This window comes from Microvirga sp. P5_D2, from assembly GCF_054049475.1.
In genome coordinates this window covers 1-12693 of record NZ_JBFUMH010000150.1, presented here as the reverse complement: position 1 = coordinate 12693, position 12693 = coordinate 1, and the positions used below count along the sequence as shown (strand labels likewise).

The window sequence follows — 12693 nt, the reverse complement described above, 5'->3', positions numbered from 1 at the left end:
GGGATCGTTGCGCGCCGGGCCCTGGAGGGTCTCGATGAAGCCGAGAAGCGAGGCCAGGGGCGTGCGCAGCTCATGGCTCGCATTGGCCACGAAATCCGCCCGCATCACCTCCAGGCGGCGCGCCGAGGTCAGATCGCGGAAGAACAGGACGACGCCGGACTGAACGTCGATGCTCGTCGTATCTCCTTGCAGGGGGCCGATATGGACTTCGAAGGTGCGCTCGGTGGGAACGCGCTCGGAATATTCGATCTTCAGCGGAATTCCGGTGTCGAGCACCTCGTCGATCCCGTCGAGCACATCGGGGCTACGGAGGGCGAAGGAGAGCGGATGGCTCGTCTTGAGGCCGGGCAGAAGCCCATGGGCGGCCCGGTTGGCTTCGACGACCAGGGAGCGCCTGTCTACGAGGATCACGGGGTCGGGAATATGGGCCAGCAAGGTCTCGGCGATGCCGCTGCGCGCCGCCGCGGCTGCCTTGACCTGACGTTCCGGATTGAGATGCCGCCGCGTTCCGCCCAAGGCCGCGCTAAGCGCCACGGCGGCGATTGCCGCCAGCACGAACCAGACATCGCTGTAGCCCCGCCACAGCACAACCACGAACACCAACAGAATTGCCAGAACGGCGCCGCGCAACGTCGCCCGGCGCATGGGGTCCGGGCCTGGAGCACCGTCAGGTGGGGTCTCGTCGGGAGCGCTCATCAAGGGTCTCGGAGGGTTTGCCCGGCCTTATCTAAAGCGTCCCCCTCCAGGTGTCATCTCCTGTCACGCTTGATCAGGCAGGTTCCTCGTCCGGCTTGAAGGCGCTGCGGGAGGAGCGGATGCGGTTGCGGACCTCATAGCCGCCGAGGAAGGCGAGCGCGATCACGAAGGGCACGAGGTAATAGCAGAGGCGATAGAGCAGCAGCGCGCCGAGCACAGGCTCGCGGGGATAGCTGGACAGGGCCAGCAGAATGGTGGCCTCGAAGACGCCCAGGCCTCCCGGCGCATGGCTCGCCACGCCCAGCATGACGGCGAAGATATAGACCGCCACGAAGGTCTCGAAGCTGAGATTGTGCCCTCCCGGCAGAAGGATGAAGAGAACGGCGGCCCCGGCGCAGACATCGCCCGCCCCGATCAGGATCTGAGCGATGGACAGGCGGAAGCCCGGCAGTTCCAGCTTCCAGCCCTGGATCTTGACAGACCGGCGCTTGAGGGAGACCCAGACGAGATAGCCCACCACAAAAATCGCCGCGCCGAGGCCCACGAGCTGGTTCATCCAGATATGGGTATAGACGAGGCTCGCCAGTTCATCCGCCTGGCGGATCATGCTCCAGGCGAGCACAAGGGCCATGCCCAGCCAGAAGGTCACCCCCGCGATGACGGTGAGGCTCGCCACCCGCCCGGGGCTGACGCCTTTGGGAGAATAGATCCAATAGCGCACCGTGCCAGCTGTCAGCAGCGGAAAGCCCAGCGTGAAGCTGACCGCGTAGCTGGTGAAGGAGGCCAGAGCCGTTGTGCGGTAAGGAACCTGGAGCTTGAGCTGACGTAACGCTATGGCATCATAACAGGTCAGCAGGCTGTAGCTGATGATCGTGAATAGGACAGCGAGGCCGATCTGGCGCAGGCTTGCGGCCGTGAAGGCCGATTTGAGCTCATAGACGTCGATGTCCGAGACGATGTGCCAGAGCACCACGAGGGACGCCCCGAACAGGAGAAGGCTCGCCGCCATGCCGATCCAGGCGAAGCGCCGTGAACGGCGCTCCTTGGGATGGAGGGCTTCGGCGGAGGCCATGTCGGGCGGAGCAACCGGATGGGGGCTCATATCGTTCATGCAAAAATCAATCGGCCTCAGCGTGATAAGGGGCGCTTCTGGTTCGAAGGCTGTCCTGCATCTATGCGCTCATGGCGGAGATCGCCAGACGCGAGCGGCTTCTTAATGCGTTCCCCTCTCCGGGGCTACTCTTCCGGGGCGAAAATCCTAAATTGAGAGCGATTTCGATTGTCAGCATCGAAAAGGGCCTCAAGAATGGTGCTCTAATTGGTGTAGGAACGGGCATCAGGCGCGGCATAAGGATTTCGAGTGACTTTCAACGAAACGGAAAACCGGTTTGCAGTTCTCGCAGAATCYCTGCCGCAGCTCGTCTGGTCGACCCGTCCTGATGGAACCATCGATTACGTGAACCGGCGCTGGCAGGAGTTCACAGGCGTTTCGACCGAGCTGTTCCTCGGAAAAGGCTGGGAGGCCGTGGTTCATCCTCAGGACCTGCGCCGCGTTCTGGAGCGGTGGCAGCAGGCGACAACCTCCGGCGGGCCCTACGAAGACGAATTCAGGGTCAGGAATGCCGCCGGGCACTATGAGTGGGTGCTCAGCCGTGCCATGCCCACACACGCCCCATCCGGCGAGATCGAGCGCTGGTTCGGCACGAGCACCAACATCAACGCTCAGAAGAAGGCGGAAGAGGCCGTGCGCAGCCTCGAGTCCCAATATCGGCTCGCCTTGGAGGCCGCCAATCTCGGGACGTGGCAGATCGATCTGGAAACGAGGCTGGTGACCTGGGACGAGGRGTGCTGCGCCCTGCATCACATTCCGCAGGATGGCATGTTCAGCACGAGCCTCGAAGACGCCTACAGCGCCATCCATCAGGACGACCGCGACAGCGTTCAAAAATGCATCGAGCATGCCTGCAGTCCCGGTGGCAGCGGGCATTACGAGTGCGAATACCGCGTCCATCTGGTCGACGGGCAGGTGCGCTGGTTCCGCTCCGTCGGGCAGACGCTCTTCATCCAGGAGGGTCAGGGGCGCCGCGCCATCCGATTATCCGGCGTTCTCAGCGACATCACGGATCGTAAGGCGTCGGAAGAGGCGCAGTTCCTCCTGACGCGGGAACTGAACCATCGGGTCAAGAACCTGTTCGCCATCGCCAACGGCATGGTTTCCATGACCGCGCGTACGGCGACAGACCCGAAGGAAATGGCGAACGCCCTTCGTGGACGCCTGAGCGCCCTGTCGCGAGCGCATGAGCTGGTGCAGCCGGCGGCAATCTCCCATCACGGCATCGGCTCCGAGGTCGATCTCGGGCGGCTGTGCGAGGCCGTGATCGAGCCGTATCGCCAAGGAGGCCAGAGCCGCATCGCCATCGAGGGACCCAGCGTGCATGTAGGGTCCAATGCCACCACGAGCCTTGCCCTCGTCCTGCACGAACTGGCGACCAATGCCGGCAAGTATGGCAGCCTGTCGCTTCCGGAAGGACATTTGTCCCTGCGCTGGGCGGTTCAAGGCGAGCAGGTCGATTTTCTGTGGATCGAGACAGGCGGCCCGATCATCGAGGGCGAGCCCGAATTCGAAGGCTTCGGCACGCAGCTTTCGCAGAGAAGCATCGCCGGCCAGCTCGGCGGCACGCTGGATCGGGAATGGTTGATGGAGGGCCTGCGCGTCCACATGACCTTGCCCTTAGACCGCCTGACCGGCTAACGGCAGTCGACATCAGACGCCGGGGATCGATTGCTCATGACGCTTTACCGTACTGCCCTCGTTCTGGGCGGCGCCCGTTCGGGCAAAAGCCGTCTGGCGCTGCAATGGGCGCAAGACGCCGCCGCATCGCGCATCCTCATCGCGACGGCGCAGGCTTTCGATGACGAGATGCGTGCACGCATCGCGCTTCATCAGGAAGAGCGCGATGAAACATGGCGAACGGAGGAAGCACCCCTGGAGCTTGCGCAGGCCATACGAGTACATGCGACGCCGGGACAGGTGGTGCTGGTGGATTGCCTGACGCTATGGCTCTCGAACATCCTTCTTGCGGAACGCGATGTGAAGCGTGAAGCGGRTGCGCTCGCCGATGCGGTGCGGGATGCGAAGGGACCGTTGATCCTCGTCTCCAATGAAGTCGGCCATGGCATCGTGCCTGCAACACCCCTCGGCCGCGCATTCCGCGATGAGCAGGGCCGCCTGAATCAACTCATCGCAAAAGCCTGCGAGGCTGTGGTTTTCGTGGCGGCGGGATGCCCGGTTCTTCTCAAACCGTTCCCTCCCCTGAACCTGCAACTCGGATAGGTTCTCAGCGCACCTTGGCGCTGATTTCCGCAGCGAGCGCTTCGATGGCGGCGGGCGTGGATGGACCGTCGCAGATGGTGAACTTGCTGGGAATGACGATGCGGCGCTCCGGCGGGACTGCCCGCACGAGAGCCGGATGAACGAACAGCGCCGTGCCGTTATCGACCATGCGCCCGGCGGCTTCATCGACGAGAAGAAAATCGGGCGGCATCGTGACGATGGTTTCCAGCCGCGCCATTCCGCCATGGGGAAGGCCGAGCGCCTCGTGATGCGGCACGAGGCCCATATGGACCAGAAGTTCGTTCGTGGGCGAGGTCGCGGGCAACACCCACCCTCCCCGGTCGTAGATTAGAACGCTGCTTTTGCTCTTCGCGATCCCTTTCGTGCGCTCAAGCGCGGCATCGATCTCTTGCACGAGAGCTTCGCCCCGTTCCGGGTGGCCGATGGCTTTCGCGATCGTACGGATCTGCTCCCGCCCCTCTGCGAGGCTCGTCCAGGGGCCAAGGGCCAGCACGTTGAGTCCCTGGCCTYGCAACAGCGCGGCTTGGTTCTGGCGAGTATAGGTGCCTGTGAGAACGAGATCGGCCCCGCTGAACAAAATCGTCTCCGCGCTGCCGTCATTGACGGGCAGGCCTCCGGCCTTCTCCGCCATGAAGGAGATCGAGGCATCGCGAATGAGCGGGCTCAATGAGGCGATCTGCTCGCGATCAGCGAGAGCCAGCAGCATCTGGTCGGTGCACAGATTGAGCGACACGATCCGCTGGGGCCTGCCTTGAGCCTGTGCCGCAACGGCAGACAGCAGGGATGCGACGCCAAACATCAGCATCCATCTGAAAAACCGGCCGAGGCGCAGTTGCGGCATGAGGAACAAGCCCGTAAGAGTGTTTCCGACGTTGGTGCCTCGACCATCGAGGTGAAACGGGAACACGGTGCGGACTTTGTCCTATTCCGTGGCTGCCCCCGCAACTGTAAGCGGCGAGCGGCGATCCTTCATGCCACTGAATCTTTGGGCAGGAAAGCTCAAGAGAATTTGGGAAGGCGGATCGTTCGCGATGACCCGCAAGCCAGGAGACCGGCCGGCGTCGAACACGCAATCCACATTGTTCGCCGGTGGGGCGAGCAGGAGGTCTCCATGGCTATGCCTTCACGCCGCATGCTTGCGGCATCCGTCTCGTTTTGCGCTCTCTCGCTTGGCGCCGCGCATGCGGAATCCGTCAATCAGGCCGCGCCCGTTCCCGACTTCGTGGTCACGGCCACGCGCTCTCCCCTTGCGATCACGCAGGCCGGCAGCGCGATCTCGGTGATCACGAGCGAGGAGATCGAAAAGGAATCCATCAAGACGCCCGCCGAGGTGCTGCGCCGGGTTCCAGGCGTCACCGTCGTGGAAACCGGCGGACCGGGCGGCACGACCACCGTGCGTATCCGCGGCGCTGAGTCAGGCCAGACACTCGTTCTCATCGACGGCATCCGCGTGAACGATCCGTCGTCCGATGCCGGCGAGTTTGACTTCTCGAACCTTGCTGCCGTCGATATTGAGCGCATTGAGGTTCTGCGCGGTCCGCAATCGGCTCTTTATGGGTCGGACGCTATAGGCGGCGTCATCAACATCATCACCCGCAAGGGCAAGGGCGCACCGCGCATCGGCGTCGGCGTTGAGGGCGGAAGCTACGCTACCAAGGCCGGGCGCGCCGCCATCTCCGGCAACAACGACGCCACGTCCTACGCCTTCTCGGCTACTGGCTTCGATACGGCCGGCTTCTCGCGCTATGGCTATCGCATCGGCCGCATCGAGGATGCAGTCTCGTCCCCGCTCGAGGCGGACAGCGCRCAGCGTCTCGGTGCGGCGGGGCGTGTTTCGGTTGCGATCTCGCCCGACGTGGAACTCGAAATCGGCGGCTATGCGAGCAGCAACAAAGCCCAGATCGACAACAGCTCGTCCTCCTTCGAATTCCTGCCTGATGCTCCCTCGCGGACGCAGCAGCGTCTCTACGAAGGCCATACGCGCCTGACCGCCAATGCCTTCGACGGAATTCTGAAGAACACGTTCCTCGTCTCAGGCAGCCGCACGGATCGCGACTACCGCCTCGTGGGTTCCTACGCTCTGCCGAGCCTTTACTGGGATGATTACGGCTATCAGGGCAACCGGCTCTCCGCCGAATATCAGGGCGATCTGAAGCTCGGCACCTTCGGCCTTCTCACCTTCGGCGCGAAGGCAGAGCAGGAGCAGCTCGTTTCCACGACGCGCAGTGTGCTGCCCGTCGAGACGCCGGAAATCGAGACGGTGGATGCCACGCAGACCACGCGCTCGCTCTATGCGCTCCACCAGTTCAGCCCCTTCGAGAACCTGCATCTCTCGCTCGGCGGTCGGCTCGACGCCGTCGAAGATGGCGATACGTTCGGCACATGGCGCGGAACTGCGGCCTACGAATTCGTCGAGACCGGCACGAAGCTGCGGGGCAGCCTCGGCACGGGCGCGAAGGCTCCGACGCTGTATCAGAAGTTCGATCCCTTCTCCGGCACCGCCGATCTCGAATCCGAGCGTTCCATCGGCTTCGATGTGGGCGTGGATCAGCGGATGGCGGATGATCGCGTGCTGCTCTCGGCCACGTTCTTCGCCAACCGCTTCCGCAATCTCATCGGTTACGGCTTGGCCGATACATGCCGGCCCGAGCAGACCTTTGGCTGCTTCATCAACGTGAACCAGGCTCGCACCAGCGGCGTGGAACTGTCCGCCGATGTGCAGGTCATTCCGTCATGGCTGAACATCAAGGCGAACTACACGCATCTCGAAGCTTTTGACGAGGAGACGGACTTGCGCCTTGCCCGCCGACCGCGCGATCAGGGACGCATCGGCTTTGCCGTAACCCCGATCCAGGGTCTGTCTATCGAGCCGTCCGTCGTTTTCGTGGGAAGCCGCTTCTCGTCGCCGGGCGAGCTGTATGAACTCGCGCCCTACGCGCGGTTCGACGTCTATGCCGATTACAAGATCAACGACACCTTCAGCCTCTACGCCCGCGCGGAGAATCTGACCGACGCCCGTTACCAGGAGGTCTACGATTATGGAACAGCGGGGCGCTCCTTCTATGCCGGGCTGCGCGCCACTTGGTGAGCGCAGGCTAAGAACCGGGCCGGATCGCATGAGCCAGATACCTCAGGGTGTCTGGGTCTTTCATTTGGAGCAGGCTGCCTTCATTCGAACATATTACGTAACGGAACGATAATCCCTCTGGCTCAATCCTTATCAATAAGTTCAATTTCCCTTGCGGCAAGATGTCCTTCAGATGTTGCGTAGCATTGTCGCGATTTTCCGGGAAATTAAAGGAAACTCATCCAAACTCCTCTTTACGTAAGTGGGCGGCGCATCGTCGCACCAGGGAACCAATGCTTATTGAAAGGCCAAGCTGACCTATTCTGGACATATCGAATTAGCACATACTCCCCCTCGTCAATGAAGAAGGGCCGCGAACCAGCCTCGGCAGGAAAGCGGTCGTTTCAGGGGGCTACACCGAATGCAGGTTGCTCTGACAGCGCCGAAGGGCGCATGCCAGTCATCAGTTTTGTGTTGTGCGGACACTGACACTCTCGGCTTTCAAGCGCGTACGGCACGGCCGGATGGCGCACGGGTCCGAAAGCGTGACAAGAAACTCGGTATTGTTACCATGGCCGGCCTTGGCGCCCTGGCTCTCGGGCTCAGCTTGGGTTCCGCAAAGGCAGTGCCGCTTCAGCCGCACCCGGCGAGCACGTTCGACCCGAAGGCTCCTGTCGAGACCCAGATCGTTACCAACGATCCCCTCGAAGCCATCACTCCCGTCGAGCCCGCCGAGTTTCTCACCTACGCCAAGCTTTTGGAGCAGTTCGTCGTCTCCCTCCCCCTCACCAACCCTCCCGCATCGGAGGGCGAGGCGGATGACGAGATCAACGTGACGCTCGTCGAGCACATGGAATTCGAGGACATGCGCGTGCCGGTCTGGATCGTCGATACGATCCTGCGCGCGTCGCAGGTCACGGAGGCCGATCCGGTCTACATGATGGCGCTGGCCGACAAGGAATCGAGCTTCCTGCCCGGCAACAAGGCCTCGACCTCTTCGGCGGTCGGTCTGTTCCAGTTCATCTCGAGCACATGGCTGGAGGCCGTCCGCTCCTTCGGGCCCAAGCACGGCCTGATCATGGAAGCGGAGGCCATCGAGGGGCCGACCGGCAAGCTGTCGGTCGCGGACGACGTCAAGCGCGAGCATATCCTCGGCCTGCGCCGCAATCCCTACATCTCGGCGCTCATGGCGGCGGAGATGATGCAGCGGGACAAGAACAAGATCGAGAACCGCCTCGGGCGCAAGCTCAGCCGCTCGGAGTTCTATCTCTCCCACTTCTTCGGGGTGGACAGCGCAAGCCGTTTCATCGCGCTCGTGGACGATACGCCCAAGAAGAGCGCGAAAAGCGCGTTCCCTGCCGCGGCACGCTCCAACAAGTCTCTCTTCTTCGCCAAGGACGGCAAGAAGACCCGGCAGCTCAGCGTGTCCGAGGTCTACAGCAAGATCGACAACATGATCGACAAGCGTCTGAACCGCTACGAGGATGTCTCCTCGCGGACCACAGCGGACGCCACGTTCTGATCCGTCTTCGGATCGGCTGAACCTTCCTGCCGATCTGCATCGGCCTCCGCGCGGGAGGTCACGACGCCGGAAACAGGGCTCGTTGGCGCCACTTCGACGAAGCCGCCTTTCGCAGGCTGCCGCTGCACCTGACGGATGCGCACAATGATGAAGGCCGCAAGCCCCAACGACGCCACTGCCGAATAGATGAACAGCCCTTTCGGCCCGAGCAGTTCCATGGCGACGGCACCGAGCAGCGGCCCGATGCTCACGCCGATGGCCCAGGAGAACAGCAGCGTTCCGATGGTCGAGAGGATGCGGCCCGGATCGACGATATCGCAGGCATGGGCCACGCAGATCGAATAGATGCACAAGGCCAGCCCGCCCCAGGCGGCGAAAAGCCAGATGATTGCAATCTGCGCATTCATCTGGCTGGCTAGAAGAATCCCCAGGGATACGAGGCTCGTGCCGGCGGCAAGCCCAGCGATGACGATGCGCCTGTCGGCCCGGTCGGAGAGCCAGCCGAGCGGCCATTGCATCACGAGGCTGCCGCCCTGAAGCGCCACGAGAAGCGCCGCCGCGATTTCCTGGCTCAAGCCGATGCTCACGCCGAAGACGGGCGTGATGGCGATGACGGGGCCGTTGATCAGCCCGACGACGAAGGACCCCACCACGGCCGAGGGCGCGGCCGCGAACAGATTCTTGACATCGATCCTGACGCTCTGCGGAGGAGGCGGTTCCTTGGTCGTCGTCGCGGCAATCGGGAGCAGCGACAGCGTCAATCCCGCGCTGACCGCCATGAACAATCCATCCGTCCGGATGTCGCCAAGGCCGATACCCAGCGGCGACAGCATCAGCGCCACCCTCGTGCAGACCATGTAGATCGAGAGAATGCGTCCGCGATGGCTCGACGTCGCCCGGGCGCTGATCCAGCCGTCGGTCAGGGTGAAGATGCAGGCGAACGCCACGCCGGTGAGCCCGCGCAGGATCATCCAGGCGGCTGTTGAATGCGCCTGCGTCATCGCGAGCACGACGACGGACACCACAGCCGCGAGGCTCGCGAAGGCGCGGATATAGCCCACGTGGCGAATGAAGGCTGGCGCGATGAAGCAGCCCGTGGAGAAACCCAGTCCGTAAGCCGCCGCGACCAGGCCGATCGCCGTGATGGAAAGCCCCTCCGCCTGCATGCGCAGCGGCATCAACGCCTGCAGAAGTCCGTTACCGACTTGGAGCAGGGTCGTCGCGGCCGTGACCGACCAGATAAGGATAAAGGAGGAATTCACGGCTCAAACAGGAATGGCGAAGCGGCAAGCGCAGGGTCAGCCAGATTGATGGCAGGCTGCCATCAAGATCAAGTGCTTAAATGTTCGAAATATCTCCCGGAGCCGGGACTGCGCGTCCGGCGCGCCTGCGCCGGACTGTCGGAATGCTCAAGAAACCTTACGGATGCGATTCCTTGGGAAAGCTGGCGAACAGATAGAAGCCATTGAAGCGCACGCCCGTCATGGCGGCCTGCCTGTCGAAGCCGAGAGGGGTCTCGCAGCTGTCCACCCGACCACTGAATTTCCAGAGGGGCTCGACCACGAAGGAGGGAACTGAACGCTCCTCCGGCACCGCGCAGACGAGACCGTCCTGGTTAGTGCTTAGGAATAAGTTGTAAGCGTACATACCCACCTCCATCCTCGTCTTTCTCCGGGCCACGAATCGAGCAGTACAGACAAAGAGTGACAGGAGTGTGATATTCCAGCGCAGCAAATCCCGCTTCGTCATAACCGTTCGGCGGCTCGGTTGCTCCGCTCGGCCTTTCCCGATATCCGCGCGGCTGAAAGAGAGGGTCCCATGCGTATCATCGTCATCGGCCAGGAAGGTCAGGTTGCCCGCGCGCTGGCGGAGCGCGCATCCGCTCACGGTGTTACAGCCGTTCGGCTGGGCCGCCCCAGGCTTGACCTCGCGGATCCATCCGGCATCGAGGATATCCTGCGGGAGACCGGCGGTGACATGATCGTGAATGCGGCGGCCTACACGGCCGTCGATCAGGCCGAGAAGGAGCCGGAGCTGGCACAGGCCATCAACGGCATCGGGCCGGGCGTCGTTGCGGGCGCTGCCGCCGCCATGGGGCTTCCGGTCATCCATATCTCGACCGATTACGTGTTCGATGGAACCCTCGACCGCCCCTATCGCGAGAGCGACCCCGTCAACGCGCTCGGTGTCTATGGCGCGTCGAAACTCATGGGCGAGCAGGCAGTGGCCACCGAGGCACAGGACCACGTGATCCTGCGCACTGCCTGGGTCTACAGCCCCTTCGGCAAGAATTTCGTGAAGACCATGCTGCGCTTAGGGTCAGAGCGCGAGGAACTCGGCGTCGTGGCCGATCAGGTCGGCTCGCCCACGAGCGCCCTCGATATCGCGGACGGCATCCTGGGCGTCGGGCGAAAGCTTATCGAGAACCCTCAGAATCGGAGCCTGCGCGGCATCTTCCACATGGCGGGCTCCGGATACGCCAGCTGGGCCGAGTTTGCGGCCGAGATCTTCGCATCCTCCGCACGGCTCGGAGGCCCTGCCGCAAAGGTTCGGCCGATTGAGACCGCCGATTATCCCACTCCCGCCAAGCGCCCCGCCAATTCGCGCCTCGACTGCACGAAGCTGACGGATGCCTACGGAATTGTCCTGCCACCATGGCAGGAATCCTTGTCGGCGTGTGTGCAACGGCTGCTCCAGGAGTCGCGCGAGAACTGAGCTGCCTTCTCCAGACAAAACGATTGTTCTTTTTAAAGAACGACCTTAAAGTAACCCCATGACATCGCCACACGACCCGAATTATCGCCTGGAAACCCTGCTTGTCCATGAGGGGCAGATCCGCACGCCCTTCGGCGAAACTTCGGAAGCGCTCTTCCTGACGCAAGGCTTCGTCTACGAGAGCGCGGAAAGTGCGGAGCGGCGGTTCCTCAATGAGGAGGCCGGCTACAGCTACAGCCGCTATTCCAACCCGACCGTCGATATGTTCGAGCAGCGCATCGCAGCCCTCGAGGGCGCGGAGACTGCGCGGGCGACCGCGAGCGGCATGGCGGCGGTGACGGCCGCCATGGTCTCTCAGGTCCAGGCTGGCGACCATGTGGTGGCGGCGCGTGGATTGTTCGGCTCCTGCCGCTGGGTGGTGGAGGATCTGCTGCCCCGGTTCGGCGTCGGCTGCACCCTCGTGGACGGCACGGACCTGAACGCCTGGCGCGAGGCCGTGCGGCCGGAAACGAAGGCCTTCCTTCTGGAGACGCCGTCCAACCCGAGCCTTCAGATCATCGACATCGCCGGTGTGGCCGCCATTGCCCATGAGGCCGGCGCGACGCTGACCGTCGACAACGTTTTCGCCACGCCCCTCTTCCAGAAGCCTCTCGCTCTGGGCGCTGATTGCGTAGTGTACTCGGCCACCAAGCACATCGACGGACAGGGCCGATGTCTCGGCGGCGTCATCCTGGCCTCGACGGAGTTCATCGAGACCAAGGTGCAACAATTCCTTCGCATGACCGGCCCCTCGATATCGCCGTTCAATGCCTGGGTGCTTCTGAAAGGGTTGGAGACCCTTGCCTTGCGCGTGGAACGCCAGACCGCCAATGCGGGCTTCTTGGCCGATGCGCTTCACGATCATCCCAAACTTCGAAACCTGATCTATCCCGGCCGCGCCGACCATCCGCAGGCGGAGTTGATCAGGAAGCAGATGACCGGCGCCTCCACCATGATCGCGCTGGAAGTTCGCGGCGGAAAGGAAGCGGCGTTCCGCTTCATGAACGCCCTCAGGCTGATCCGTATCTCCAACAATCTCGGCGATGCAAAGAGCCTCGTCACGCATCCCTCGACGACGACGCATCAGCGCTTCACTCCCGAACTGCGTGCGGAAATGGCGATCTCGGACAGTCTCGTGCGCCTGTCGGTCGGTCTGGAGCACAGGGAAGACCTGCTCGCGGATATCACCACCGCGCTGGAGCATGCCTGACCGGCGCTTAAGGCCCGGGAAATTCGGGTTAGTCCAAAACACTTCTGCGTGAGAACAGGAGTCCTCATCCTGCTCTCACAAGCAAAGAT

Annotated in this window: 11 protein-coding genes and 1 riboswitch; of the genes, 6 read left to right on the top strand and 5 right to left on the bottom strand. The window is 62.8% G+C overall.

What is annotated here, in order from left to right; genetic code table 11:
* A partial coding sequence (locus tag ACXJKO_RS24905; RefSeq protein ID WP_457093755.1) for a histidine kinase dimerization/phospho-acceptor domain-containing protein occupies positions 1–696 on the bottom strand: 696 nt, incomplete at its 3' end.
* 73 nt (positions 697–769) lie between these two features.
* Positions 770–1807, bottom strand: a complete 1038-nt coding sequence (locus tag ACXJKO_RS24900) for a lysylphosphatidylglycerol synthase domain-containing protein (protein WP_457093754.1) — start codon at positions 1805–1807, stop codon at positions 770–772.
* Positions 1808–2056: 249 nt separating this feature from the next.
* Here ACXJKO_RS24900 and ACXJKO_RS24895 point away from each other — a divergent pair, with 249 nt between their 5' ends.
* The gene (locus ACXJKO_RS24895; RefSeq protein WP_457093753.1) at positions 2057–3448 is read left to right on the top strand and encodes a sensor histidine kinase; all 1392 of its coding nucleotides are present in this window, start codon (positions 2057–2059) and stop codon (positions 3446–3448) included.
* Positions 3449–3484: 36 nt separating this feature from the next.
* A complete protein-coding gene (gene cobU, locus ACXJKO_RS24890) occupies positions 3485–4030 on the top strand; it encodes a bifunctional adenosylcobinamide kinase/adenosylcobinamide-phosphate guanylyltransferase (protein ID WP_457093752.1) in 546 nt (181 codons plus the stop codon).
* Positions 4031–4034: 4 nt separating this feature from the next.
* On the opposite strand, the gene ACXJKO_RS24885 is transcribed toward cobU, so the two are convergent.
* A complete protein-coding gene (locus tag ACXJKO_RS24885; RefSeq protein ID WP_457093751.1) occupies positions 4035–4850 on the bottom strand; it encodes an ABC transporter substrate-binding protein in 816 nt (271 codons plus the stop codon).
* 57 nt (positions 4851–4907) lie between these two features.
* A riboswitch (cobalamin riboswitch) is annotated at positions 4908–5125 on the top strand.
* 37 nt (positions 5126–5162) lie between these two features.
* On the opposite strand from ACXJKO_RS24885, the gene ACXJKO_RS24880 reads away from it, so the two are divergent.
* On the top strand, positions 5163–7139 hold the full coding sequence (locus ACXJKO_RS24880) for a TonB-dependent receptor plug domain-containing protein (RefSeq protein WP_457093750.1): 1977 nt from the start codon (positions 5163–5165) through the stop codon (positions 7137–7139).
* 550 nt (positions 7140–7689) lie between these two features.
* On the top strand, positions 7690–8640 hold the full coding sequence (locus ACXJKO_RS24875) for a transglycosylase SLT domain-containing protein (protein ID WP_457093749.1): 951 nt from the start codon (positions 7690–7692) through the stop codon (positions 8638–8640).
* Here the strand turns inward: ACXJKO_RS24875 and ACXJKO_RS24870 are convergent.
* Positions 8595–9902 carry an MFS transporter gene (locus ACXJKO_RS24870; protein WP_457093748.1) on the bottom strand — a complete coding sequence of 436 codons (1308 nt, stop codon included), beginning with the start codon at positions 9900–9902 and terminating at the stop codon, positions 8595–8597. The two genes, ACXJKO_RS24875 and ACXJKO_RS24870, sit on opposite strands and share 46 nt — an antisense overlap.
* A 157-nt stretch (positions 9903–10059) precedes the next feature.
* Entirely contained in the window at positions 10060–10287 is a 228-nt protein-coding gene (locus ACXJKO_RS24865) for a hypothetical protein (RefSeq protein WP_457093747.1), read from the bottom strand.
* 171 nt (positions 10288–10458) lie between these two features.
* On the opposite strand from ACXJKO_RS24865, the gene rfbD reads away from it, so the two are divergent.
* Both rfbD and ACXJKO_RS24855 read left to right on the top strand, forming a co-directional pair.
* Positions 10459–11355 carry a dTDP-4-dehydrorhamnose reductase gene (rfbD, locus tag ACXJKO_RS24860; protein ID WP_457093746.1) on the top strand — a complete coding sequence of 299 codons (897 nt, stop codon included), beginning with the start codon at positions 10459–10461 and terminating at the stop codon, positions 11353–11355.
* 58 nt (positions 11356–11413) lie between these two features.
* A complete protein-coding gene (locus ACXJKO_RS24855) occupies positions 11414–12604 on the top strand; it encodes an O-succinylhomoserine sulfhydrylase (RefSeq protein ID WP_457093745.1) in 1191 nt (396 codons plus the stop codon).
* Positions 12605–12693 lie beyond the last annotated feature (89 nt).